The sequence below is a fragment of the Roseateles cavernae genome (assembly GCF_040187885.1).
Lineage (GTDB): Bacteria > Pseudomonadota > Gammaproteobacteria > Burkholderiales > Burkholderiaceae_C > Roseateles_E > Roseateles_E cavernae.
This window is the reverse complement of the sequence record NZ_JBDPLH010000009.1, coordinates 175151-200577: the sequence shown is the minus strand read 5'-3', so window position 1 is coordinate 200577 and position 25427 is coordinate 175151. Positions and strand designations below refer to the sequence as shown.

The window sequence follows — 25427 nt, the reverse complement described above, 5'->3', positions numbered from 1 at the left end:
TCGACGGCCGGCGTCCCTTGTTTGTCAGGGCCGCCGCCAAGAACTGGCACGGGGCTTGCCTACAATCCGCCCGGGCCCGTACAGGGCAAGACGATCACAAGCAACGCAACAAAGGGAACTCATGCAAGTACACGCCTCCATCTTCAAGGCCTACGACATCCGTGGCGTGGTCGGTCAGACCTTGAACGAAGAGCTGGCCGAGCACCTGGGCCGTGCCTTCGGCACCGAGGCCAAGGCCGTTGGCGAGAAGGCGGTGGCGGTGGGGCGCGACGGCCGCCTCTCCGGCCCCGGCCTGGTGGCGGCGCTGATCCGCGGCCTGCAATCGACCGGCCTGGACGTGGTGGACCTCGGCGCGGTCACGACCCCGATGCTGTACTACGTGGCCGCGACCCGCGCCAAGCAGGGCTGCAAGTCCGGCATCATGGTCACCGGTAGCCACAACCCCAAGGACTACAACGGCTTCAAGATGGTGCTGGCCGGCGCCGCCGTTTATGGCGAGCAGATCCAGGGCCTGAAGCGTCGCATCGAGGCTGAGGATTACGCCAGCGGCAAGGGCCGCGCGGCCCAGATGGACATCGTCGCCGAATACGCCCACCGCATCGCCAAGGACTGCAAGCTCAAGCGCCCGATGAAGATCGTCGTCGACAGCGGCAACGGCATCCCCGGCGCCAGCGCCCCGGCCATCCTGCGCGCGCTGGGCTGCGAGGTGATCGACATCTACTCCAAGGTCGATGGCGACTTCCCCAACCACCATCCCGATCCCTCGCGCCCCGAGAATCTGGAAGACCTGAAGCGCATCGTCCATGCCTGCGACGCCGAGCTGGGCCTTGCCTTCGACGGCGACGGCGACCGCCTGGGCGTGGTCACCAAGGACGGCGAGATGATCATGCCGGACCGCCAGATCATGCTGTTCGCGGCCGACATCCTGACACGCAAGCCCGGCGCCGAGATCATCTTCGACGTCAAGTGCACGCAGCGCCTGGCACCCTGGATCCGCGAGCATGGTGGCCGCCCGCTGATGTGGATGACCGGCCACTCGCTGGCCAAGGCCAAGCTGAAGGAAACCGGCGCGCCGCTGGCCGGCGAGCTCAGCGGCCATATCTTCTTCGCCGAGCGCTGGTACGGCTTCGACGATGCGATGTACACCGCCGGCCGCCTGCTGGAAATCCTGTCGCGCTCGGCCGATCCGAGCGCGGTGCTGAAGGCCCTGCCCAATAGCTTCAACACGCCCGAGATCAATGTGCCCTGCGCCGAGGGTGAGCACCACGAGGTGGTCACCAAGCTCAAGGCCCTGGCCACGCTGGCCGACTTCCCCGGCGCCAAGGAGCTGGTGACGATCGACGGCCTGCGCGTCGAGTACGAGGACGGCTTCGGCCTGATCCGCCCGTCCAATACCACGCCGGTGCTGGTGCTGCGCTTCGAGGGCCACACGCCCGAGGCGCTGGAGCGCATCCAGCACGATGTGCTGGCCCAGCTCAAGCGCATCAAGCCCGACGCGGTGTTCGCGGCCGGCCATTGATCGCTCGGGAACGTCCGCTCGAGACCCTGGCGCGCTGGGTCTATGCGGTGCTGTTGCGCCTGCTGACGCCGCTCTACCTGCTGCGCCTGTGGCGGCGTGGCGGCGCCGAGCCGGCCTACCGGCAGCGCATGGGCGAGCGGCTGGGTTTTTGCTACGAGCGGCGCGGGGAGGCCGGGCGTTTGTGGATCCATGCGGTGTCGCTGGGCGAGACGCTGGCCGCTGCGGCGCTGCTGGCGGCCTTGCGCGCGCAACGCCCGGGCCTGCGCCTGCTGCTGACCCACAGCACCGCCACCGGTCTGGCGGCCGGCGCCAAGCTGTTGCAGGCCGGCGATGCCCAGACCTGGTTGCCCTATGACACACCGGGCGCGGTGCGGCGCTTTCTGCGCCACTGGCGGCCTGCGGCGGGCGTGCTGATGGAGACCGAGATCTGGCCGGTGCTGCTGCACGAGGCTACTCGCGCCGGGCTGCCCATGGTGCTGGCCAATGCCCGACTGTCGGCCAAGAGCGAGCGCCAGGGCCGGCGCCTGGCCTGGCTGCTGCACCCGGCGGCGCGGCGCCTGGCCCTGGTGCTGGCCCAGACCGAGGCCGATGCGCAGCGTCTGCGCGCCAGCGGTGCGCCGCGTATCGAGGTCTGCGGCAATCTGAAGTTCGACCTGCAGCCCGATGCCGCCCTGCTGGCGCGTGGCCGGGCCTGGCGGACGCAGCTGGCGCGGCCGGTGCTGCTGCTGGCCGTCAGCCGCGAGGGCGAGGAGGCCTTGCTGCTGCAGGCCTGGCGCGCGGTGCGCGGCGCCGACCGGCCCCTGCTGCTCATCGTGCCGCGCCATCCGCAGCGCTTTGACGAGGTGGCTGCGCTGATCACCGGGCAGGGCCTGAGCCTGGCGCGCCGCAGCGCCTGGCAAGACCTGCCCCCGACCGAGGCCTGGCAGGCCGATGCCTGGCTCGGCGACAGCATGCGCGAGATGGCGCTGTACTACGGCCTGGCCGATGTGGCCCTGCTGGGCGGCAGTTTCGCGCCGCTGGGCGGCCAGAACCTGATCGAGGCGGCCGCCTGCGGCTGCCCGCTGGTGATGGGCCCCAGCACCTTCAATTTCGCCGAGGCGGCCGAGCTGGCCGAGGCGGCCGGCGCGGCGCGTCGGGTGGTCGATATGCCGCAGGCCCTGGTGCAGGCCCTGCATCTGGCCCTGCTGCCGGCGCGCCGTGCCGAGGCCAGCGCACAGGCCCAGGCTTTTGCCGCCCAGCACGGCGGCGCGGCGGCCCGGATGGCGGCCGAGGTGCTCGCGGTGATGCGAGCCCGTTGAGCAAAACCTATCGATGAAACACCTCCCGAGCAAGCAAGAGCTGACGATCGCCGGCCAGCGCCTGTGCTACACGCTGGCCGGCGAGGGCACGGCGCCGGTCATCGTGTTGATCAACGGTTCGGGCGGCCCGCTGGAGGCCTGGTACAAGCTCTATCCGCAGATCGCTCAGCTGGGCAGCCGGGTGCTGGCCTATGACCGCCCCGGCGTCGGCGGCAGCGCCAAGCCGACCACGCCGCAGACCGGCACGGCCGCCGTGGCCCTGCTGCGCGGCCTGCTTGGCGCGCTGGCCTTGCCCGGCCCCTATCTGCTGCTGGGCCATTCCTTTGGCGGCCTGCATGCGAATCTGTTTGCACGTCTGCACCCCGAGGAGGTGATGGGCGTCGTGCTGCTGGAAGCCACGGCGCCGGCCGATGTCGGTTCGATGCGCGAGCATCAGACGGCGGCCCAGCGGGCCGTCAACCGGCTGCTGAATCTGTTCTCGCGCCCGGACCCGAATGAGGAGGTCAGCCAGGAGCAGCAGACCGTCGCCCAGATCGCCGCCGCGCCGCCGTTCCCTGCCGTGCCGCTGCGGGTGATCACCGGCGCCAAGACCCTGCCCGGCTGGATGACGTCGGCCGCCGCGCTGGCGCTGCGCCGGCGCCACCAGCAAGGCCTGCTGGCGCTGTCACCGCAAGGCGTCCAGCTGCTGGCCGAGCGCAGCGGGCATTTCCCGCAGATGTCGGAGCCGGCCTTGGTGATCGAGGCATTGCGGCAGGTACTCGCTCAAGGGCAGGGGTGAAGGCGCGCAAGCGCGCCCGTAGAATCGGCGCCTCCCGCATCGAGATCTAGGCACGCAATCCATGTCAGGCAGCACCTTCGGCGAGTTGTTCCGCGTCACCAATTTCGGCGAAAGCCATGGGCCTGCGATCGGCTGCGTGATCGATGGCTGCCCGCCGGGGATGCCCTTGAGCGAGGCCGATATCCAGCCCGAGCTGGACCGCCGCCGCCCCGGCACCAGCCGCCATGTGACCCAGCGCAACGAACCCGATGCGGTCGAGATCCTGTCCGGCGTCTATGAGGGCCTGACCACCGGCACACCGATCTGCCTGCTGATCCGCAACACCGATCAGCGCAGCAAGGACTACGGCAATATCCTCGACACCTTCCGCCCCGGCCATGCCGACTACAGCTACTGGCGCAAGTACGGGCTGCGCGACCCGCGCGGCGGCGGCCGGGCCTCGGCGCGGCTGACCGCTCCGATGGTCGGTGCCGGCGCGGTGGCGCGCAAATGGCTGAAGGAGAAGTTCGGTTGCGAATTCCGTGGCTGCATGACCCAGCTGGGCGAGCTGGAGATCCCGTTCGAGGGCTGGGAGCATGTGGGCAACAACCCCTTCTTCGCGGCCAATAGCAGCAAGATTGCCGAGCTCGAGGCCTATATGGACGCGCTGCGCCGCGACGGCGATTCGGTCGGCGCGCGCATCCGGGTCGAGGCCACCGGCGTGCCGGTGGGCCTGGGTGAGCCGCTGTTCGACAAGCTCGATGCCGAGATCGCCTATGCGCTGATGGGCATCAATGCGGTGCGCGGCGTCGAGATCGGCGACGGCTTCGCGGTGGTGGGCCAGCGCGGCAGCCACCATGGCGACGAGCTGAGCCCGGCCGGCTTTGCCAGCAATCACAGCGGCGGCATGGTGGGCGGCATCTCGACCGGCCAGGACATCTGGGCCTCGATCGCGATCAAGCCGACCAGCTCGATCCGCACGCCCAAGGCCTCGATCGACCGGGCCGGCAACCCGACCCAGGTCGAGACCTTCGGCCGCCACGACCCCTGCGTGGGCATACGCGCGACGCCGATCGCCGAGGCCATGCTGGCCCTGGTGCTGATGGACCATGCGCTGCGCCACCGCGCCCAGTGCGGCGATGTGACGCTGCCGATCCCGCCCATCCCCGCCAGCCGCTGAGCATGGCCGAGGCAGCGGCCTCGCGCCGCACCCTGGCGGCCAGCGCGGCGCTGTCCTGCGCCTATTTCGCGGCCATCGGCGGCTTCAATCCCTATGCGCCGCTCTGGTACAAGGAGCTGGGGCTGTCGGTGTTCGCGATCGGCCTGCTGGTCTCGCTGCAGAGCTGGACGCGGCTGTTCGCACCCTATTTGTGGGGCGCGCTGGCCGACCGCACCGGCCAGCGCGTGGCCATCATCCGCTGGGCCGCGCTGGCCAGCTTCGTGGCCGCGATCGGCTTTGTGCTGCCGCCGCATTTCGCGCTGCTGGCGGCCTCGGTCTTCCTGATGTTCAGCTTCAACGCCGCCATCGTGCCGCTGACCGAGACCGTGGTCGCGGCCCAGCTGATGCGTGCCGACGGGGCGATGGATGTGCGCCGCTACGGCCGGGTGCGGGTCTGGGGCTCGGTGGGCTTTCTGGCCAGCGTGGTGCTGGCGGGCTGGTGGTATCAGCAGGTCGGCCTGCGCGCCTTCGCGGCCACCACGCTGGTGTTGCTGGGCCTGATCGTGCTGGCGGCCTGGCGGCTGCCGCAGCAGCCGGCGGCCGTGCATGCGCAGGAGGCCGGCGAGCCGATCGGCGCGGTGCTGCGCCGCCCGGCGGTGCGCTGGTTCTTTGCCGGCGTGTTCCTGACCGTGCTGGCCCACGCCGCGCTCTACGCCTTCTTCAGCCTCTATCTGGACGCGCTGGGCTATGGCAAGCAATGGGTGGGGCTGCTGTGGGCGGCCTCGGTGCTGGCCGAGATCGCCTGGTTCGGCTTCCAGGGCCGGCTGCTGGACCGCGCGGCGCCGCATCGCTGGCTGCTCGCGGCGGCGCTGCTGAGCGCGCTGCGCTTTGCGCTGACGGCCGGCTTCGGCGCCAGCCTGTGGGTGCTGGTGCTGGCGCAATGCCTGCATGCGATCACCTTCGCGGCCCAGCACACGGTCTGCATCAGCCTGATCACGCGCTACTTTCCGGGCCGACTGCGCGGCCGTGGCCAGGCCCTGTATTCGGTGCTGGGCTATGGCTTCTCGGGCGTGATCGGCGGCCTGGGCGGGGCCTGGCTGGCGGCCCGCTGGGGCTATGCGGCGGTGTTCTGGGCCGCCAGCGTCGCGGCGCTGGGGGGGGGCTGGTGCTGCTGGCTCAGCCACCGGCACGAGCAACTGGACCTGTCTGTGTCCAACGCAAGTCGTGCCTAGCAATCTGCAGTTCGTCGCAGCGCCTCTTTAAGTTCAGAATCATCTCCCTACACTGCGGCCACTTTCGGCTAGAGACAGAAGTGGGGTAGACCATGCGCAAGCAATGGCTTTATGGGGGATTGGCGGCCGTGGTGCTGGCTGGCGGCGCGGGCGTGGCGGTCTGGGCGTCCAAGGGGGATGACAAGAAGGGCGAGGACAAGAAGGCCCAGGTGGCGCTGGAGTTCGTGCCCTCCGAGGTGGTCAAGCCCAGCCTGGCGGCGATGCCCGGCTTGATCGAGTTTTCGGGTCCGTTGGTGGCGCCGGGCACGGTGATCGTGCGCAGCAAGGCCAGCGGCACCTTGCTGAGCCTGTCGGTGGGTGAGGGCAGCCGGGTCCGCGCCGGCCAGGCGCTGGGTCAGGTGGACCTGGAAGAACAAAGGCTGCGCGTGGCCGAGCGCAGCGCCACGGTGGAATCGGCGCGCGCCCAGCAGGCCCAGGCCGAGCGCCAGCACCAGGCCAACGAGGGCCTGGCGGCGCAGAACTTCATCGCACCGACCGCGCTGGAAACCTCGCGCGCCGCACTGGAGGCCGCGCGCGCCCAGACCTTGGCCGCCAAGGCCCAGCTCGACACCAGCCAGGTGCTGCTTCGCCAGGCGGCGTTGATCGCGCCGATCAACGGCCTGGTGTCCAAGCGCCATGCGCTGCCGGGCGAAAAGCTCGCCGAAGAGCAGCAGATCCTGTCCATCGTCGATCTGAGCAAGTTGGAACTGGCCGGTCTGGTCGGCACGCACGAGGTCAGCCGGCTCAAGCCCGGCATGACGGTGCAGGTGCGGGTCGAGGGTGTGGACGAGACCGTCGAGGCCCAGATCGCCCGCATCGCGCCGGCCGCCGAGCCCGGCACCCGCTCCATCGTCGTGACGCTGGAGCTGGCCAATCCCAAGGAGCTGTTCCGCGCCGGCCAGTATGCGGTGGCGCGGGTCGAGCTGCCCGACGAGACCCGGCGCCTGACCGTGCCGCAGGGCGCGATCAGCAGCAACTCCGGCCAGGAGCAGGTCTGGATGATCGAGCAGGGGGCGCTGGTGCGGCGCATCGTGACGACCGGCCGCAAGGACGCGCGCGAAGGCCGGATCGAGATCCTGCAAGGCCTGGCGCCCGAGGCCCAGGTGCTGGCGGCGCGCTTCGACAATCTGCGTGAGGGTGCCAAGGCCAGCATCGTCGCGAGCAAGGCCAACAAGGTCGCCAGCGCCGCCAGCGGCGCAGCCGCTCAATAAAACATAAAAAGAAAGAGGAGTCGGCCATGTGGATGACCCGAATCTCGATCCAGAACCCGGTCTTCGCGACCATGGTGATGGTGGCCCTGTGTGTGCTGGGCCTGTTTTCCTATGCCAAGCTGGGCGTCGAGCAGACGCCCGACATCAGCCTGCCGGGCGCCTGGATCGATGTGCGCTATCCGGGCGCCAGCCCCGAGGCGGTGGAGCGCGAGGTCGCCAAGCCGCTGGAGGAGACGATCAACACCATCGCCGGCGTCAAGCGCATCCAGTCGCGCAGCTTCGAGGGCCGGGCCCAGCTCAGTGCCGAGTTCACGCTCGACACCGATATGAGCCGGGCCATGCAGGACCTGCGTGACCGCGTCGCGCTGGCCCAGGCGGTGTTTCCCGAGGATGTGAAACCGCCGGCGGTCTCGCGCTTCCAGGGCGAGAACGCCGAGCCGGTGGTGGTGCTGGCGCTGATGAGCAAGACCCGGCCGGCGCGCGAGCTGTCGATGCTGGGCGAGCTGACCGTGGCCAAGCGCCTGGGCCGGGTCGAGGGCGTGGCCAAGGTCGATGTCGGCGGCCTGGTGTCGCGCGAGGTGCGCATCGATCTGGACCCGCTGCGCCTGCGCGCCTATGGCGTGACGCCGGCCGAGATCGCCAAGGCCCTGGCCGAGGCCAATACCGACCAGCCGGTGGGCCTGCTGTCGGACGGCCGGTCGGACGCCATCCTGCGCGTCGAGGGCCGGGTCAAGGACCCGAAACAGTTCGCACAGATCGTCGTGGCGCGCCGCGGCTCGCTGGTGCTGACCCTGGCCGATCTCGGCACCCTGGTCGAGCGCGAGCGTGAGCCCGACAGCGTGGCCCGCATCAACGGCGTGCCGGCGGTCAGCTTCAATGTCTTCAAGCAGCAGGATGCCAATATCGTCAAGACCGGCGATGCGGTGAAGGAGGCGGCCGAGGAACTGCGCAAGACCCTGCCCAAGGATGTGGAGCTGAGCCTGATCTATGCGAGCAGCGACTTCGTCAAAGGCTCGCTGAAGGGCTTGCAGCACACGCTGATCGAGGGCGCGCTCTTGACCGTGGCCATCGTCTTCCTGTTCCTGCACAGCTGGCGCTCGACCATCATCACCGGCCTGACCCTGCCGATCGCGGTGATCTCCAGCTTCATCGCGGTCCATGCCTTCGGCTTCACGCTGAACTTCATGACGATGATGGCGCTGAGCCTGTGCATCGGCCTGCTGATCGATGACGCCATCGTGGTGCGCGAGAACATCGTGCGCCATGTCGGCATGGGCAAGGACCACCACCGCGCGGCCGAGGACGGCACCAATGAGATCGGCCTGGCCGTGATGGCGACCACTTTTGCGATCTGCGCGGTGTTCGTGCCGGTGGCCTTCATGGGCGGCATCATCGGCAAGTTCTTCTACCCCTTCGGCATCACCGTCGTCGTGGCCGTGCTGGTGTCGCTGTTCGTCAGCTTCACGCTCGATCCGATGCTGTCCAGCATCTGGCCCGACCCGCCCAGCAACCGGCTGAAGCAGCTGCCCGTGCTGCGCCAACTGATCAACGGCACCGACCGTGGCATGGACTGGCTGCACGACGCCTATGAGCGCCTGATCCGCTGGGCCTTCTCGGCGCGGCGCTACCGCGCCTGGCTGCCGGTGTTTGCCCTGCCCTTCGATGCCGAGGGCCGGCGCGACCGCGGCCAGCCGCGCCGTCTGCGCATGGCGACGATCACGCCGCGCGGCCTGGTGATGGGCGGTGGGGTCTTGAGCTTTGTGCTGGCGCTGGGCCTGACACCGCTGGTCGGCAGCGAGTTCATTCCGCAGACCGACGAGGGCTTCACCGCGATCAATCTGCGCATGCCGGTCGCGACCAGCCTGGAGCGCGGCTCGGCCAAGGTGCAGCAGGTCGAGGAGATCCTGATGGGCTATGCAGACATCAAGACGGTCTCCACCGTGGTCGGCAGCACCGGCGAGGGCATGGCCACCGGCCGCAACCAGGCGGTGCTGAACATCACGCTGAAGGACCGCAAGGACCGTCAGCGCACGCAAAAGGAGATCGAGGATGCGATCCGCGCCGACATCGCCAAGATCCCCGGCATCGAGGTCAGCGTCGGTTTCGAGCGCCCGGTCTGGATCACCATCCTCGGCAATGATCCTGAGGTGCTGACCCAGGCGGCCAAGGACCTGGTCGAGGCGATCAAGAAGGTGCCCGGCGCGGTCGATGTCGAGACCACGGTCAAGCCCGGCCTGCCGGCGTTCGCGGTGCGCTTGAAGGACTCGGCGATCCGCGAGCTGGGCCTGACCGCGCCCCAGGTCGCGGCCTCGCTGCGCGCCTATGTCAACGGCGATGTCGCGACCCACTGGAGCACGCCGGACGGCAACCAGGTCGAGGTGCTGCTGCGTCTGCCGCGCGAGCAGCGCGAGCGGGTCGAGCAGATGGCCAAGCTGCCGGTGGCCTTTGCCCGCGACGGCTCACCGATCGCGCTGGATCAGGTGGCCGATATCGAGCAGGTCTTCAATCCCGAGGTGATTCGGCGCCAGAACCTGCAGCGCCGCGAGGCCGTCTACGCCGGCGTGCAGGGCCGGCCCTCGGGCGATGTCAATGCCGATGTGCAGAAGCTGCTGAAGCAGACCCAGCTGCCGCCGGGCACCAGCTTCATGGTCGATGGCGCCGGCAAGGAGCAGGCCGAGGCCTTCGGCGGCCTGATGGGCGCGATGGCGCTGGCGGTGATCTTCATCTACATCGTGCTGGCCAGCCAGTTCGGCAGCTTTGTGCAGCCCATCGCCATCATGGCCTCGCTGCCGCTGTCGCTGATCGGCGTGATGCTGGCCCTGCTGCTGACCAAGACCACGCTGAACGTGTTCTCGATGATCGGTCTGGTGATGCTGATGGGCCTGGTGACCAAGAACGCCATCCTGCTGGTGGACTTCGCCAACCATGCGCGCAAGGCCGGGGCCACGGTGGCCGAGGCCTTGCTGCAGGCCGGCCTGATACGGATGCGGCCCATCATCATGACCACCGCCGCGATGGTGTTCGGCATGCTGCCGATGGCGATCGCGCTGAACGATGGCGGCGAGATCCAGGCACCGATGGGCCGGGCCATCATCGGCGGCGTCATCACCTCGACCCTCTTGACCCTGGTGGTGGTGCCGGTGCTGTACTCGTATCTGGTGCGGGATCGCAAGCCCAAGCCAGCCGATGTGGCCGAGCCTGCGGCGCAGGTGGTACCGGCCGAGTAGGGCGCGTCAGCAGCTGCCGCGCAGCAGCACCTGGTAGCCCAGGTCCAGCTGCGGCGCGGCCACTGCCTCGCCACGCATCAGCTTGATCAGCATGGCCGCCGCTTCGGCGCCGATCTCGCTGCGCGGGGTGCGCACGGTGGACAGCGGCGGCAGCATCTGCTCGCTGCCGGTCAGGTCGTTGAAGCCGGCGATCGCGATCCGGCCGGGCACCTCGATGCCCAGCCGCAGCGCGGCCAGCAGCGCACCCTGGGCCAGATCGTCGTTGTTGAAGAAGATCGCGTCGACCTCGGGGGCCTCGCGCAAGACCTGCTCCAGCAGCGCGCCGCCCAGCGCCAGCGAGGAGCGCTCCGGGTTCAGGAATTCCAGCGCCGGCCGGTAGCGGCCGGCCGCCTGCAGCGCGCGCCGATAGCCCTCGCTGCGCTGCAGCGTGCGCGGGTCGAGCTGGGCGGCGGCAAACGCGATCTGGCGCCGTCCGCGCGCCAGCAAGGCCTCGGTCATCGCCCGGCCGGCATCGGCCTGCGAGAAGCCGACGCTGTAGGTGCCGGCCGCCGCCACCGTCTCCATCACATGCACGCAGGGCACGCCGCTGCCCTCGATCAGGCGACGTGCCTCGTCGGTGCGGTCGAAGCCGGTCACGATCAGGCCGGCCGGCCGATGCAGCAGATAGCTGCGCAGCAGGGCTTCCTCTTCGCTCGGCTCGTAATGGGTGACGCCGATCAGGGTCTGGTAGCCGGCCGCGAGCAGGGCGCGCTGCGCGGCGTCCAGCAGATCGACGAACAAGGCATTGCTGAGCAGCGGAATCAGCACCGCGACCTGGGAGCTGCGGCTGGAAGCCAGCGCACGGGCGGCCGGGTCGGGCACATAGCCCAGCTGCGCCGCCGCCGCCTGCACCCGGGCCACCAGCTCCGGCGCGACGGCGCGTTCGCCACGCAGCGCGCGCGACACGGTGATGGGGCTGACGCCGGCCGCCTGGGCCACATCCTGCAGCGTGGCGCGGCCGCTGGAGCGGCGCCGGCGTGCCTTGTTGGGGGGCGTTGTGCCTGACATGGGTGCGTGTTATCCCTGATACGGTGCGATGAACTCGGGCGTAGGATAGCGCTATCCAGACGGTCGCAGGCTTCGTGCATACCCGAAATCGGCGCCGGTTGGAGCAATCCGTGGTGGTCAGCGCCGACGCTGCCACCTTTTGTTTGATGCAGTGGGATAGCGCTATCCAATGTCAAAAGCAGTCGTGATGGGGGTGGCCGGTTGCGGCAAGTCCAGCCTGGGCCAGGCCATCGCTGCGGCCCGGGGCTGGGCCTATATCGAGGGCGATGCCCATCATTCGCCGGCCTCGGTGGCCAAGATGCGCGCCGGCATCGCGCTGACCGATGCCGACCGCGAGGGCTGGCTGGACCTGCTGGGTCGCGAGCTGGCGGTCCAGCGCGGCGGCGCGGTGCTGGCCTGCTCGGCGTTGAAGCTGAGCTACCGCGAACGCCTGCGTGCGGCGGTGCCGGGCCTGCGCTTCGTGTTCCTGGACATCAGCCGCGAGCTGTCGCTGCAGCGCGTGGCGGCGCGCGCGGCCGAACATCTGTTCCCGGCCAGCCTGGTGGACAGCCAGTTCGCCGCGCTGGAATCGCCGCTCGGCGAGGCCGGCGTGCTGCGCGTCGCGGCCGCCGCCACACCCGAACAACAACTCAGCGAGGCCCTGGCCTGGCTGCAAGGAGAGGGCGCATGAGCGAGTCGCCGACCCCCGAAACCCGGCCGCTGCCGCTGTGGCAGCGCCTCAGCGACGGCCTGATGGCCGCCTGCCTGGCCGTGATGGCCATCGCGGTTTTTGTCAACGTCGTGCTGCGCTACGGTTTCGGCAGCGGCATCGCCGCCAGCGAGGAGCTGTCGCGCCTGCTCTTTGTCTGGATGGTCTTCATCGGCGCGACGGCCGCCTATCCGCGCGGCGAGCACATGGCCTTTACCAGCCTGCTGCTGCCGCTGCGCAAGCGGCCGCTGGCGCTGAAGCTGATGGCGGCGCTGATACGTGCGGCCGTCGTGCTGGCTTGCGTGCTGCTGGGCTGGGGGGCCTGGCAGCAGGTGGTGGTCGGCATGGACAGCCACTCGGTGGTGATGGGCTATCCGACGGCCCTGCTGCCGCTGCCCGGGCTGCTGAGCGCGGTTTTCATTGGTCTGATGGCCCTGGTCCAGCTGCTGCGTGGCAGCCCGCTGGATCTCGGCCATGGTGCTGACGTGGAGTGAGTGTCATGAGCAACGAGGCACTCGCCTTTGTGGTTTTCTCTGCCGGCATGCTGGTGCTGATGGGCATCGGCATGCCGATGGCTTTTGCGCTGGTGCTGACCGGTGCCGGCATGGCCTGGGCGCTGGACTTCTGGGATACCCAGCTGCTGGCGCAGAACCTGGTGGCCGGCATCGACAGCTTCCCGCTGCTGGCCGTGCCCTTCTTCATCCTGGCCGGCGAGCTGATGAATGCCGGCGGCATTAGCCGGCGCATCATCACGATGGCGCAGGCCTGGGTCGGCCATATCCGCGGCGGCCTGGGCTTTGTCGCGATCGGCGCCTCGGTGCTGATGGCCAGCATGAGCGGCTCGGCGCTGGCCGACACTGCGGCGCTGGCCACCATCCTGCTGCCGATGATGCGGGCCCACGGCTACCCGATGCACACATCGGCCGGCCTGATCGCCTCGGGCGGCATCATCGCGCCCATCATCCCGCCGTCCATGCCCTTCGTGATCTATGGCGTGACGACCAATACCTCGATCTCCCAGCTCTTTCTGTCGGGCATCGTGCCGGGACTGATCATGGGCGCGGGCCTGCTGGTGGCCTGGAAGCTGCAGCTGCGCAAGATTGACCTGCCCGGCGGCGTCGCGCTGCCGATGGTCGAGCGCCTGCGCGCGACGGCCAAGGCCTTCTGGGCCATCCTGATGCCCGTCATCATCATCGGCGGCATGAAGACCGGTGTGTTCACACCCACCGAAGCCGCCGTGGTGGCGGCCTTCTATGCGCTGTTGATCGCCTTCTTCATCCACCGCGAGCTCAGCATGGGCGAGCTGCACCAGGTGCTGGTGCGCGCCGCCAAGACCACGGCCATCGTGATGTTCCTTTGCGCGGGTGCCCAGGTGGCCAGCTACATGATCACCCTGGCCGATCTGCCGGGCACCTTGAGCGGCTGGCTGGGCGGGCTGATCGAGTCGCCGCGCCTGCTGATGGCGGTGATGATGATCACGCTGGTGGTCATCGGCACCGCGCTGGACCTGACGCCCACCATCCTGATCTTCGCGCCGGTGATGCTGCCGATCGCAGTCAAGGCCGGCATCGACCCGGTGTATTTCGGCCTGATGTTCGTGCTCAACGGTGCGATCGGCCTGATCACGCCGCCGGTGGGCACGGTGCTCAATGTGGTGGCTGGCGTCGGGCGGCTGTCGATGCACCAGGTGATCAAGGGCGTGAACCCCTTCCTGATCACCTACACCCTGATCCTGATCCTGTTTGTGTTGTTCCCCCAGATCGTGATCGCGCCGGTGGCGTGGATGCGCTGATTGATAGATAGATTGATTGATCATCCATAAGGAGACTTCCGTGAAAAACACCCTTCGCCGTACCCTGCTGGCCGCCGTTGCGCTGGCCTGCGTCGCCCCGCTGGCCCAGGCCCAGGACATCAAGCCGCGCCTGATCCGTTTCGGCTACGGCCTGGCCGAGGCCAGCAACCAGGGCCGCGCCGCCAAGGTGCTGGCCGAGAACGTCGAGAAGCTGTCCGGCGGCAAGATGAAGCTGCGCGCCATCGGCGGCGCGGCCTTGGGGCCCGATACGCAGATGCAGCAGGCCTTGATCGGCGGCGCGCAGGAAATGATGGTCGGCTCGACCGCCACGCTGGTGGGCATCACCAAGGAAATGGCGCTGTGGGACACGCCCTTCCTGATCAACAACACCAAGGAAGCCGATGCGCTGCTGGACGGCCCGATCGGCCAGAAGGTGATGGCCAAGCTCGAAGAAAAGGGCCTGGTCGGTCTGGTCTATTGGGAAAACGGCTTCCGCAACCTGACCAATAACAAGAAGCCGGTCGCCAAGCTGGAAGACCTGGACGGCATCAAGCTGCGCGTGATGCAGAACAACGTCTACCTGGACAGCTTCAAGACCCTGGGCGCCAATGCCGTGCCGCTGCCGTACTCCGAGCTGTTCACCGCGCTGGAGACCAAGGCGGTCGACGGCCAGGAGAACCCCTACAACACCATCTTGTCGGCCAAGTTCTACGAGGTGCAGAAGTACCTGACGGTGACCAACCATGTCTACGCGCCGTGGATCGTGCTGGTCAGCAAGAAATACTGGGACGGCCTGTCCAAGGATGAGCGCGCCGTGCTGCAGAAGGCCGCCGTGATCAGCCGCGACTTCGAGCGCAAGGACACCCGTGCCGAGGCCGCCAAGGCCCTGGCCGATCTGAAGGCCAAGGGCATGCAGGTCACCGAGCTGAGCCCGGCCGAAAGCGGCCGCATGCGCGACAAGCTGACCAAGGTCAATGCCGGCATCGCCACCCAGGTGGGCATGGAGTTGTGGAACGAGACCCAGGCCGAGCTGGCCAAGATCCGCGGCGGCAAGTAAGTTCTGTTTCGGACTAAAGTTTGACTTTAGTTCGCAATCGAACTTACACTGAGGATCAGGCAATCCAGCACAAGGTGTGTCATGGCCCTCAGTCTTCCAAGCCGCGAAGCGGCACCCACCGCGCCCGATCTGCATTCGCCGGCCGCTGCGGCGGCGGCGCTGCGCAGCTTCTTCAATATCGCCAAGGCCTGGGGCCTGAGCAATGAAGAGCAGCAGCGCCTCTTGGGCTGCGGCCGCACCAGTTTCTACGACTGGAAGGCCGGCCGCATCAAGACCGGGCTGGACGGCGCGACCCTGGAGCGCCTGTCCCATCTCTTCGGCATCTATGCCGCGCTGCAGATCCTGCTGCCGGTGGCGGAGCGCGCCGATGCCTGGATCAAGAAACCCAATAGCGCCGCGCTGTTCGGTGGCCGCTCGGCGCTGGAGCGCATGCTGGGCGGGCAGGTGGCCGATCTCTTCGTCGTGCGCCAGTATCTGGATGCCCAGCGCGGTGGCTGGTCTTGAGCGGCGGGCAAGGTGTGGTCCAGCTGCTGTGGCCCGACAGCTGCCGCCTGATACCCAGCCGTTTTCCGCCGGTGCTGCTGTTCGATGCGGTGGCCGACCCGGCCGATCTGGAGGTGGTGTTCGCGATCGAGGCGCTGGGCAACCCCAGGCTGCGTGACGCGGTCGGCGAGCTGAGCCTGGTGCCCGCCGAGCAGCGCATCAGCGGCCCCGGTTGCAGTCCCATCATGGCGGCCTTCACCCATCTGAACCCCGAAGGCTCGCGCTTCAGCGACGGCAGCTACGGCGTCTATTACGCGGCCGCCCAGCTGGAGACGGCGGTGGCCGAAGTCAGCCACCACCGCACGCGCTTTCTGCTGCGCACGCAGGAGCCGCCCATCGATCTGGATCTGCGCTGCTACCGCGTGACCATCAGCGCGGCCCTGGTCGAACTGCGCGACGGCCGCAGCGCCGACAGCGCCGCGCTGCATGACCCCGACAGCTATGTCGCGTCGCAGGCCTTCGGACGCCGCCAGCGCGAGCAAGGCCTGGCCGGCATCGCCTACGACAGCGTGCGCCATGCCGGCGGCCAATGCGTGGCGCTGTTCACTCCACGCGCGACCCTGCCACCGGCCCGCCAGGCCGAACATGTGACACTGCGCTGGAATGGCGAGCGCATGGCCGAGTGGTATCTGAAGTCGGATCTGCATCGGCTCTAGCCAAGTTCTGGAGTCAGTGCCATGGCGTATCTCAGCCGATGTGTGGGTTTGATCATGGCGCTGCTGCTGGGCGCTGCCCATGCCCAGGCGCCGGCGCTGCGGCTGATGAGCGAGGAGTTCCCGCCGATCAACTTCAGCCAGGACGGCGAGGCCCGGGGGCTGGCGGTGGACATGGTGCGCGAGATCCAGCGCCGCCTGGGCCAGCAGCAGGCCATCGAATTCATGCCCTGGGCGCGTGCCTTCCGCGATCTGCAGGGGCCGGCGCCGGCCGCGCTGTTCGCGATGGCGCGCACGCCCGAGCGCGAGCGCCAGTTCAAATGGGTCGGCCCCATCGTCCTGTTCTACAGCGCCCTCTATGCGCCGGCCGGCGGCGGCGTGCGCTTGCGCAGCCTCGATGATGCGAAGAAGGCCGAGGGCGTGCTGGTCGTGCGCGACTGGTATGTCAGCGAGCATCTGAGCGCCCAGGGCTTCAGGAATCTGGTCAGGGTCAGCGATCCGACCCAGGGCATACGCATGCTGCTGGCCCGCCGTGCGCCGCTGTTTGCGACCGAGCGCATCTCGATGCCCGAGACCCTGGCCCAGGCCGGGTTGGCCGAGGATGCGCTGGAGATCGTCTACAGCTATGCCAGCGCCGAGGGCTATATCGCCTTTTCGCGCGGGACGCCCGATGCGGTGATCAAGGCCTGGCAGCGGCAGCTCGACCGGATGAAGCGCGACGGCAGCTTCCAGACCATCTACAAGCGCTGGCTGCCCGATGACAGCCCGCCCGGCTGATCGGCTCAGGCCTGCGGCCGTGCCGCGCTGAGTCCGTTCTCGAAATGCCGGCGCATCAGCTGGGCCGCCGCTGCCGCGTCGCGCCGGACGATGGCGGCCACCAGCGCCCGGTGCTCGTCCAGCGACTCGTTCAGGCGACCCTGCTTGAACAGCGAGTGATGCCGGTTGAGCTTCATCACGCGGCGCAGATCGGTGACGATCTGCTGGCGCCAGCGATTGCCCTCGATCTCCAGCAGGCGCAGATGAAAGCGCTCGTTGGCGGCGAAGAAGGCATCGCGCTGGCCGACCTGGCGCTCCAGCAGCTCGTGCAGTGCCTGCAGCTCGTCGAGCTCGGCCGGCGCCGCGCTCTCGGCCACCCGCGCCGCCGCATCGCTCTCCAGCAAGGCCAGCAGCTGATAGGCCTCGCGTACATCGCGCTCGCTCATCTCGGTCACATAGGCGCCGCGCCGCACCTTCATCGTCACCAGACCCTCGGCCGCCAGCACCTTCAGCGCTTCGCGCAGCGGCGTGCGGCTGATGCCCATCTCGCTGCAGAGCTTCAGTTCGTCGATCCAGGCGCCGGGCTCCAGCTCGCGGCCAAAGATCTGCAGGCGCAGGCGCTCGGCCACCTCCTGGTAGAGGGCGCGGGGGGCGAGCAGGGTGGTGGTAGTCATCGTGGCATCAGATTCTAGTCAGTTCCGAATTTATAATTATGAATAACGAGAGCGCTATGATGCCGCGTTCGCAGGAGCCGTCAATGTCTGAATCCCGTCCCACCCCGTCCGAGTTCGCCGCCGCCAGCCTGGCGCAATGGCACAAGGCCGCCGCCAAGTCGGCGCCGGGCGGCCATGTCGAGGCGCTGAACTGGATCACCCCCGAGGGGCTGACCGTCAAGCCGCTGTACACGGCGGCGGACACGGCCGAGCTGCCCTATGCCGACACCTTGCCCGGTTTCGAGCCCTTTCTGCGCGGCCCGCAGGCCACCATGTATGCGGTGCGGCCCTGGACCATCCGCCAGTACGCCGGGTTCTCGACCGCCGAGGAATCGAACGCCTTCTACCGCAAGGCCCTGGCCGCCGGCGGGCAGGGCGTGTCGGTGGCCTTCGATCTGGCCACGCACCGCGGCTATGACAGCGACCATCCGCGCGTGACCGGCGATGTCGGCAAGGCCGGCGTCGCGATCGATTCGGTCGAGGACATGAAGATCCTGTTCGACGGCATCCCGCTGGACAAGGTCTCGGTGTCGATGACGATGAACGGCGCGGTGCTGCCGGTGCTGGCCGGCTATGTGGTGGCGGCCGAGGAGCAGGGCGTCTCGCAGGACAAGCTGAGCGGCACCATCCAGAACGACATCCTCAAGGAGTTCATGGTCCGCAACACCTATATCTACCCGCCCGAGCCGTCGATGAAGATCATCGGCGACATCATCGAGTACACGGCGCAGCACATGCCCAAGTTCAACTCGATCAGCATCAGCGGCTATCACATGCAGGAGGCCGGGGCCAACCAGGCGCTGGAGCTGGCCTTCACCTTGGCCGACGGCAAGGAATATGTGAAGACCGCGATGGCCAAGGGCATGGATGTCGACGACTTCGCGCCGCGCCTGTCCTTCTTCTGGGCCGTGGGCATGAACTTCTATCTGGAGATCGCCAAGATGCGGGCCGCGCGCCTGCTGTGGTGCCGCATCATGAAGGGCTTCGAGGCCAAGAGTCCGAAAAGCCTGATGCTGCGCACCCACTGCCAGACCTCGGGCTGGAGCCTGACCGAGCAGGACCCGTACAACAACGTCGTGCGCACCACCATCGAGGCGATGGCGGCGGTGTTCGGCGGCACGCAATCGCTGCACACCAATTCGCTGGACGAGGCGATCGCGCTGCCGACCGAGTTCAGCGCCCGCATCGCCCGCAACACCCAGCTGATCATCCAGGAAGAGACCCACATCACCAGCGTGATCGACCCCTGGGCCGGCAGCTACATGATGGAGAAGCTGACCCAGGACATGGCCGACAAGGCCTGGTCCATCATCGAGGAGGTCGAGGCCATGGGCGGCATGGTCAAGGCGGTGGACAGCGGCTGGGCCAAGCTGAAGATCGAGGCCAGCGCGGCCGAGAAGCAGGCGGCCATCGACTCGGGTCGCGATGTGATCGTCGGCGTCAACAAATACAAGCTCGCGAAGCAGGACCCGATCGAGATCCTGGATGTGGACAACGTCAAGGTGCGCGACGGCCAGATCGAGCGGCTGAAGGCCATCAAGGCCACGCGCGACGCGGCCAGCGTGCAGGCCGCACTGGCGGCGCTGACCGAGGCCGCCCGCTCGGGCCAGGGCAATCTGCTGGACCTGGCGATCAAGGCCTGCCGGCTGCGCGCCACCGTCGGCGAGATCTCCGACGCGCTGGAGGCGGTGTTCGGCCGCCACCGCGCCGACACGCAGAAGGTCAGCGGCGTCTACGCCGCTGCCTACGACTCCGCCGAGGGCTGGGCCAAGCTGCAGGAGGAGATCCAGGCCTTTGCCGAGGCGCAGGGCCGCCGCCCGCGCGTGATGATCGCCAAGCTGGGCCAGGACGGCCATGACCGCGGCGCCAAGGTGGTGGCCACCGCCTATGCCGACCTGGGCTTCGACGTGGACATGGGGCCGCTGTTCCAGACCCCGGAGGAGTGCGCACGCCAGGCGATCGAGAACGATGTCCATGCGGTGGGCGTCAGCACGCTGGCCGCCGGCCACAAGACCCTGGTGCCGGCCATCCTGCAGGCGCTGAAGGCCCAGGGCGCCGACGACATCATCGTCTTCGTCGGCGGGGTGATCCCGGCGCAGGACTACGACATGCTGTACGAAGCAGGCGTCAAGGGCATCTACGGCCCCGGCACGCCGATCCCGGCCAGTGCCAAGGATGTGCTGGAGCAGATCCGTCAGGCGGTGGCCGCCTGATGGCCAGCCTGTCGTTGGCATCGATCGCGGCCGAGGACTTCGAGGCCTTGTTTGCGTTGCGCATGGACGCGATGCGCGAGAGCCTGGCTCGGCTCGGTCTGGGTGATGTCCAGCGCAGTCGCGATCGCTTCACCAGCCAGTTCGACGCCCAGCGGACCCGGTCCATCCTGCGCGATGGTGAACGTATCGGCTTCGTGCTGCTGAGGCCGGCCGGCGATCATCTGCATCTCGAGCAACTGTTCATCCGCCCCGGCGCGCAGGGCTGCGGCGCGGGGGGCTGGGTGCTGGACTGGGTCAAAAGTGTGGCACGAGCGCATGGGCAAGACGTGACCCTCAGCGCCTTGAAGCTCAGCGATGCCAACCGCTTCTACCGGCGCCATGGCTTCGAGCCGGTCGGCGAGAACGAGTTGGAAATCGAATACCGCTGGAAGGTCCGGCCATGAGCTGGGCCCCCCCTCTGCTGGCCGGCCCCGGCCCCGCGCAGCGCCGGGCCATCGCCAAGGCCATCACGCTGCTGGAATCGACGCGCAGCGACCACCGGGCGCAGGCCGACGCCTTGCTGACCGAGCTGCTGCCGCACACCGGCAGCTCCTTCCGCCTGGGCATTTCCGGCGTGCCCGGCGTGGGCAAAAGCACCTTCATCGAGGCGCTGGGCCTGATGCTGATCGAGCAGGGCCATCGTGTCGCGGTGCTGACGGTCGACCCATCGAGCAGCGTGTCCGGCGGCTCCATCCTCGGCGACAAGACCCGGATGGAGCGGCTGTCGATGGACGAGCGCGCCTACATCCGCCCCAGCCCCAGCAGCGGCACGCTGGGCGGCGTGGCCGAGAAGACCCGCGAGGCCATGCTGGTCTGCGAGGCGGCCGGTTACGACATCGTCATCGTCGAAACCGTCGGCGTCGGCCAGAGCGAGACGGCGGTGGCGGGCATGACCGATATGTACTGCCTCTTGCAGCTGCCCAATGCCGGCGACGATCTGCAGGCGATCAAGAAGGGCGTGATGGAGCTGGCCGATCTGGTCGTGATCAACAAGGCCGATCTGGACGATGCGGCGGCGACCCGCGCGCGGGCGCAGATCGTCTCCAGCCTGCGCCTGTATGGCATGCACGGCCATCCGGACCATGCCCATCACGATGTCAAGACCTGGCACCCGCAGGTGCTGCAACTCAGCGCGCTGAAGAGCGAGGGGCTGGACCGCTTCTGGGCGGCGGTCAGCGAGTACCTCGAGCTGCAGGGCGCCAATGGCCTGTTGGCCGAGAAGCGCCGCCAGCAGGCGCTGGCCTGGATGTGGGAGCGCATCCAGGCGGGGCTGCGCCAGCAGTTCGCCCAGGCCAGCGCCGTGCGCGCGGCGCTGGCCGACACCACCGCCCAAGTCTTGAATGGCCAACTGGCCGCCTCGACGGCCGCGAGAATTCTGTTAGCCAAGTTTTCCGGAGACGATCACCATGCATGACATCCAACAAATGCTCGAAGAAAAGCGCGAGCAAGCGCGCAAGGGCGGCGGCGAGAAGCGCATCGCCGCCCAGCATGCGAAAGGCAAGCTGACCGCCCGCGAGCGCCTGGAGCTGCTGTTCGACGATGGCACGTTCGAGGAATGGGATATGTTTGTCGAGCACCGCTGCGTCGACTTCGGCATGCAGGACAACAAGATCCCCGGCGACGGCGTCGTCACCGGCTACGGCATGATCAACGGCCGGCTGGCCTTCAGCTTCAGCCAGGACTTCACTGTCTTCGGCGGCGCGCTGTCCGAGGCCCATGCCGAGAAGATCTGCAAGGTGATGGACCAGGCGATGAAGGTCGGCGCCCCGGTGATAGGCCTGAACGACTCGGGCGGTGCGCGCATCCAGGAGGGTGTGGCGTCCCTCGGCGGCTATGCCGATGTGTTTCAGCGCAATGTGATGGCCTCGGGCGTGATCCCGCAGATCAGCATGATCATGGGTCCTTGCGCGGGCGGCGCGGTCTACTCGCCGGCGATGACGGACTTCATCTTCATGGTGAAGGACTCGTCCTATATGTTCGTCACCGGCCCCGAGGTGGTGAAGACCGTGACGCACGAGGAAGTGACGGCCGAGGAACTGGGCGGCGCCGGCACCCATACCAGCAAGAGCGGTGTGGCCGATCTGAGCTTCGACAACGATGTCGAGGCCATCCTGATGTTGCGGCGTTTCTTCAACTACCTGCCGCTGAACAACCGCGAGAAGGCGCCGACGCGACCCAGCGGCGATCCCGGCCAGCGCCTGGACCATTCGCTCGACACCCTGGTGCCGGACAACGCCAACAAGCCTTACGACATGAAGGAGCTGATCCTGAAGGTCGTCGACGATGGCGACTTCTTCGAGTTGCAGGCCGACTATGCGAAGAACATCCTGACCGGCTTTGCGCGGATGGAGGGGCAGACCGTCGGCATCGTGGCCAACCAGCCACTGGTGCTGGCCGGCTGCCTGGACATCAAGAGCAGCATCAAGGCGGCACGCTTTGTGCGTTTCTGCGACGCCTTCAACATTCCGGTGATTACCTTTGTCGATGTGCCCGGTTTCATGCCCGGAACTTCTCAAGAGTACGGCGGCATCATCAAGCACGGCGCCAAGCTGCTGTATGCCTATGCCGAGTGCACGGTGCCCAAGGTCACCGTGATCACCCGCAAAGCCTATGGCGGCGCCTACGATGTGATGAGCTCCAAGCATCTGCGCGGCGACGTCAACTTTGCCTGGCCCAATGCCGAGATCGCGGTGATGGGTGCCAAGGGCGCGGTCGAGATCATCTTCCGCGAGGACAAGGGCGACCCCGAGAAGCTGGCGGCCAAGGAGGCCGAGTACAAGGCCCGCTTCGCCAACCCCTTCGTGGCCGGCGCGCGCGGCTTCATCGACGACGTGATACAGCCGCACGAGACGCGCAAGCGCATCTGCCGCTCGCTGACCATGCTCAAGGACAAGAAGCTCGAGAACCCGTGGCGCAAGCACGGCAATATCCCGCTGTGATCAGGCCCTAGGAGAAGAACAATGTTTACCAAGATCCTGATTGCAAATCGTGGCGAGATCGCCTGCCGCGTCATCAAGACCGCGCAAAAGCTGGGCATCAAGACGGTAGCCGTCTACTCCGAGGCCGACAAGGACGCCCGCCACGTCGAGCTGGCCGATGAAGCGGTGCTGCTCGGCCCCGCGCCCTCGCGCGAGTCCTATCTGGTGGCCGACAAGATCATCGCAGCGGCCAAGGCTACTGGCGCCCAGGCCATCCATCCCGGCTACGGTTTTCTGAGCGAGAACGAGGACTTCGCGCGTCGTGTCGAGGAAGAGGGCATCACCTTTATCGGCCCCAAGCACTATTCGATCGCTGCGATGGGCGACAAGATCGCCTCGAAGAAGCTGGCCAAGGAGGCGAATGTCAACACCATCCCCGGCCACAACGAGCCCATCCTGTCGGCCGAGTCGGCCGTCGAGATCGCCAAGGGTATCGGCTACCCGGTGATGATCAAGGCCAGCGCCGGTGGCGGCGGCAAGGGCCTGCGCGTGGCCTTCAACGACAAGGACTGCTTCGAGGGCTTCACCAGCTGCCGCAACGAGGCCCGCAACAGCTTCGGCGACGACCGTGTCTTCATGGAGAAGTTCGTCGAGGAGCCGCGTCATATCGAGATCCAGGTGCTGGGCGACAGCCAGGGCAACGTCGTCTATCTGCATGAGCGCGAATGCTCGATCCAGCGCCGCCACCAGAAGGTGATCGAGGAGGCGCCGTCGCCCTTTATTTCCGAGGCCACGCGCAAGGCCATGGGCGAGCAGGCCGTGGCGCTGGCCAAGGCCGTCAGGTACCAGAGCGCCGGCACGGTGGAGTTCGTCGTCGGCAAGGACCAGAGCTTCTATTTTCTGGAGATGAACACCCGGCTGCAGGTCGAGCATCCGGTGACCGAGTGCATCACCGGTGTCGATCTGGTCGAGCAGATGATTCGCGTGGCCGCCGGCGAGCCGCTGCCCTTCAAGCAGGACGAGATCAAGCGCGAAGGCTGGGCCATCGAGTGCCGCATCAATGCCGAGGATCCTTTCCGCAACTTCCTGCCTTCGACCGGCCGCCTGGTGAAATACCAGCCGCCCGAGACCAGCATGGAGCAGGCGGCGCCCGAACGCTTCGGCGTGCGGGTGGACACCGGCGTCTACGAGGGCGGCGAGATTCCGATGTTCTATGACTCGATGATTGCCAAGCTGATCGTGCACGGCAAGGACCGCGCCGAGGCCATCGCGAAGATGCGCGAGGCCCTGAACGGCTTTGTGATCCGCGGCATCAGCAGCAACATCCCCTTCCAGTCCGCCCTGCTGGCCCACCCCGATTTCGGCAGCGGCAACTTCAACACCGGCTTCATCGCCCAGCACTACGGCGGCGGCTTCAAGGCCGAGGATGTGGTGCATGAGGATCCGGGCTTTCTGGACGCGCTGGCCGGCTTCATCCGCCGCAAGGCGCGCGAGCGCGAGGCCGGCATCACCGGCCAGCTGCCCGGCCATGAGGTGAAGATCGAGCATGACTATATGGCCCTGGTCAACGAGGGCGGCGGCCGGCATCAGCGCCATGCGCTGCATATCGACGAGTTCGTCGGTCATCTTGGCGAGGCCCATGTGCGGGTCGGCGACCGCAGCTACCGCATCGTCAGCACCTCGCGCCTGAACGACATCCGCATCGCCGGCACCGTCAACGGCCGGCCCTTCACGGCCCAGGCCGAGCGCGGCACGGCCAAGAATCCGCTGGCCTACCGCATCCAGCACAACGGCCTGGCCATCGAGGTCAGCGTGCTGTCGCCGCGCGCCGCCGAGCTGCAGGCGCTGATGCCTTACAAGGCTCCGCCCGACACCAGCAAATTCCTGCTCTCGCCGATGCCGGGTCTGCTGGTTCATATCGCCGCCGAGCCGGGGCAGACCGTGCAGGCCGGCGAGCGCCTGGCGGTGATCGAGGCGATGAAGATGGAGAACATCCTCGTCGCCGAACGCGATGTGAAGATCGCCGAGGTGCTGGCAAAGACCGGTGAAAGTCTGTCGGTCGATCAGCCGATTTTGAGGTTCGAGTAATGGACAAGAAACCCTACAAGATCCTTGGCATCCAGCAGATCGCCATCGGCGGCCCCGACAAGCAGGCCTTGCGCAAGCTCTGGGTCGATGTGCTGGGTCTGACCGTCACCGGCAACTTCGTCTCCGAGCGCGAGAACGTCGACGAGGACATCTGCGCGATCGGCAGCGGTCCGTACAAGGTCGAGGTCGATCTGATGCAGCCGCTGGACCCCGACAAGAAGCCGGCCGTCCACACCACGCCGCTGAACCATGTGGGCCTGTGGGTCGATGATCTGGCCCAGGCCGTCGAGTGGATGACGGCCAACGGTGTGCGCTTCGCCCCGGGCGGTATCCGCAAGGGCGCGGCCGGCTTTGATATCTGCTTCATCCACCCGAAGAGCAGCGCCGAGTTCCCGATTGGCGGGGAGGGCGTGCTGATCGAGCTGGTGCAGGCGCCGGCCGAGGTGATCGCAGCGCTGGCTTAATTCGCCATGCCGTT

Annotated in this window: 22 protein-coding genes; 20 read left to right on the top strand and 2 right to left on the bottom strand. The window is 67.7% G+C overall.

The window, feature by feature from the left end; translation table 11 throughout:
* Nucleotides 1-121: 121 nt before the first annotated feature.
* The 7 genes from ABGI63_RS20920 to ABGI63_RS20890 all read left to right on the top strand — a co-directional run bounded on the left by ABGI63_RS20920 (nucleotide 122) and on the right by ABGI63_RS20890 (nucleotide 10442).
* Nucleotides 122-1519, top strand: coding sequence for a phosphomannomutase/phosphoglucomutase (locus ABGI63_RS20920; protein ID WP_349744400.1), 1398 nt, complete (start codon nucleotides 122-124; stop codon nucleotides 1517-1519).
* Entirely contained in the window at nucleotides 1516-2817 is a 1302-nt protein-coding gene (locus ABGI63_RS20915; protein ID WP_349744398.1) for a 3-deoxy-D-manno-octulosonic acid transferase, read from the top strand. Before ABGI63_RS20920 ends, ABGI63_RS20915 begins: the two co-directional genes overlap by 4 nt.
* A 13-nt stretch (nucleotides 2818-2830) precedes the next feature.
* A complete protein-coding gene (locus tag ABGI63_RS20910; protein WP_349744397.1) occupies nucleotides 2831-3595 on the top strand; it encodes an alpha/beta fold hydrolase in 765 nt (254 codons plus the stop codon).
* A 61-nt stretch (nucleotides 3596-3656) separates the two neighbouring features.
* A complete protein-coding gene (gene aroC / locus ABGI63_RS20905; protein ID WP_349744395.1) occupies nucleotides 3657-4754 on the top strand; it encodes a chorismate synthase in 1098 nt (365 codons plus the stop codon).
* A 2-nt stretch (nucleotides 4755-4756) separates the two neighbouring features.
* Complete coding sequence (locus ABGI63_RS20900) at nucleotides 4757-5965, top strand: MFS transporter (RefSeq protein ID WP_349744394.1); 1209 nt, start codon at nucleotides 4757-4759, stop codon at nucleotides 5963-5965.
* Between the two features lie 92 nt (nucleotides 5966-6057).
* Complete coding sequence (locus ABGI63_RS20895; RefSeq protein WP_349744393.1) at nucleotides 6058-7215, top strand: efflux RND transporter periplasmic adaptor subunit; 1158 nt, start codon at nucleotides 6058-6060, stop codon at nucleotides 7213-7215.
* Nucleotides 7216-7241: 26 nt separating this feature from the next.
* A complete protein-coding gene (locus tag ABGI63_RS20890) occupies nucleotides 7242-10442 on the top strand; it encodes an efflux RND transporter permease subunit (protein WP_349744392.1) in 3201 nt (1066 codons plus the stop codon).
* Nucleotides 10443-10448: 6 nt separating this feature from the next.
* Here ABGI63_RS20890 and gntR read toward each other — a convergent pair whose 3' ends face one another.
* Nucleotides 10449-11489 (bottom strand): HTH-type transcriptional regulator GntR, encoded by a 1041-nt coding sequence (gntR, locus tag ABGI63_RS20885; protein ID WP_349744390.1) that lies wholly within the window; start codon nucleotides 11487-11489, stop codon nucleotides 10449-10451.
* Between the two features lie 169 nt (nucleotides 11490-11658).
* Between gntR and ABGI63_RS20880 the strand changes: the two genes are divergently transcribed.
* The 7 genes from ABGI63_RS20880 (at nucleotide 11659) to ABGI63_RS20850 (ending at nucleotide 16999) form a co-directional block, all read left to right on the top strand.
* Nucleotides 11659-12159 carry a gluconokinase gene (locus tag ABGI63_RS20880; RefSeq protein ID WP_349744389.1) on the top strand — a complete coding sequence of 167 codons (501 nt, stop codon included), beginning with the start codon at nucleotides 11659-11661 and terminating at the stop codon, nucleotides 12157-12159.
* Nucleotides 12156-12671, top strand: coding sequence for a TRAP transporter small permease subunit (locus ABGI63_RS20875; protein WP_171018069.1), 516 nt, complete (start codon nucleotides 12156-12158; stop codon nucleotides 12669-12671). The genes ABGI63_RS20880 and ABGI63_RS20875 overlap by 4 nt, the downstream gene beginning before the upstream one ends.
* A gap of 5 nt (nucleotides 12672-12676) precedes the next feature.
* A complete protein-coding gene (locus ABGI63_RS20870) occupies nucleotides 12677-13969 on the top strand; it encodes a TRAP transporter large permease (RefSeq protein WP_349744387.1) in 1293 nt (430 codons plus the stop codon).
* Nucleotides 13970-14009: 40 nt separating this feature from the next.
* Nucleotides 14010-15026 carry a TRAP transporter substrate-binding protein gene (locus ABGI63_RS20865; RefSeq protein WP_349744386.1) on the top strand — a complete coding sequence of 339 codons (1017 nt, stop codon included), beginning with the start codon at nucleotides 14010-14012 and terminating at the stop codon, nucleotides 15024-15026.
* An 81-nt stretch (nucleotides 15027-15107) separates the two neighbouring features.
* The gene (locus ABGI63_RS20860) at nucleotides 15108-15530 is read left to right on the top strand and encodes an MbcA/ParS/Xre antitoxin family protein (RefSeq protein WP_349744385.1); all 423 of its coding nucleotides are present in this window, start codon (nucleotides 15108-15110) and stop codon (nucleotides 15528-15530) included.
* The gene (locus ABGI63_RS20855) at nucleotides 15527-16225 is read left to right on the top strand and encodes an RES family NAD+ phosphorylase (RefSeq protein WP_349744383.1); all 699 of its coding nucleotides are present in this window, start codon (nucleotides 15527-15529) and stop codon (nucleotides 16223-16225) included. The genes ABGI63_RS20860 and ABGI63_RS20855 overlap by 4 nt, the downstream gene beginning before the upstream one ends.
* Before the next feature lie 21 nt (nucleotides 16226-16246).
* Entirely contained in the window at nucleotides 16247-16999 is a 753-nt protein-coding gene (locus ABGI63_RS20850; protein WP_349744382.1) for a substrate-binding periplasmic protein, read from the top strand.
* Nucleotides 17000-17004: 5 nt separating this feature from the next.
* Here the strand turns inward: ABGI63_RS20850 and ABGI63_RS20845 are convergent, their stop codons facing one another.
* Nucleotides 17005-17652: a GntR family transcriptional regulator gene (locus ABGI63_RS20845; RefSeq protein ID WP_349744381.1), complete on the bottom strand. Its 648-nt coding sequence runs from the start codon at nucleotides 17650-17652 to the stop codon at nucleotides 17005-17007.
* Nucleotides 17653-17735: 83 nt separating this feature from the next.
* On the opposite strand from ABGI63_RS20845, the gene scpA reads away from it, so the two are divergent.
* The 6 genes from scpA to ABGI63_RS20815 are packed head-to-tail and all read left to right on the top strand — an operon-like array spanning nucleotide 17736 to nucleotide 25413.
* Nucleotides 17736-19904 carry a methylmalonyl-CoA mutase gene (scpA, locus tag ABGI63_RS20840; protein ID WP_349744379.1) on the top strand — a complete coding sequence of 723 codons (2169 nt, stop codon included), beginning with the start codon at nucleotides 17736-17738 and terminating at the stop codon, nucleotides 19902-19904.
* Nucleotides 19904-20347 (top strand): GNAT family N-acetyltransferase, encoded by a 444-nt coding sequence (locus ABGI63_RS20835; RefSeq protein WP_349744378.1) that lies wholly within the window; start codon nucleotides 19904-19906, stop codon nucleotides 20345-20347. The genes scpA and ABGI63_RS20835 overlap by 1 nt, the downstream gene beginning before the upstream one ends.
* On the top strand, nucleotides 20344-21357 hold the full coding sequence (gene meaB, locus ABGI63_RS20830) for a methylmalonyl Co-A mutase-associated GTPase MeaB (RefSeq protein ID WP_349744377.1): 1014 nt from the start codon (nucleotides 20344-20346) through the stop codon (nucleotides 21355-21357). The genes ABGI63_RS20835 and meaB overlap by 4 nt, the downstream gene beginning before the upstream one ends.
* Entirely contained in the window at nucleotides 21350-22882 is a 1533-nt protein-coding gene (locus tag ABGI63_RS20825; protein WP_349744375.1) for an acyl-CoA carboxylase subunit beta, read from the top strand. The genes meaB and ABGI63_RS20825 overlap by 8 nt, the downstream gene beginning before the upstream one ends.
* A 21-nt stretch (nucleotides 22883-22903) precedes the next feature.
* Nucleotides 22904-24949 carry an acetyl-CoA carboxylase biotin carboxylase subunit gene (gene accC / locus ABGI63_RS20820; protein WP_349744373.1) on the top strand — a complete coding sequence of 682 codons (2046 nt, stop codon included), beginning with the start codon at nucleotides 22904-22906 and terminating at the stop codon, nucleotides 24947-24949.
* Entirely contained in the window at nucleotides 24949-25413 is a 465-nt protein-coding gene (locus tag ABGI63_RS20815; protein ID WP_349744372.1) for a VOC family protein, read from the top strand. Before accC ends, ABGI63_RS20815 begins: the two co-directional genes overlap by 1 nt.
* Nucleotides 25414-25427: the final 14 nt, after the last annotated feature.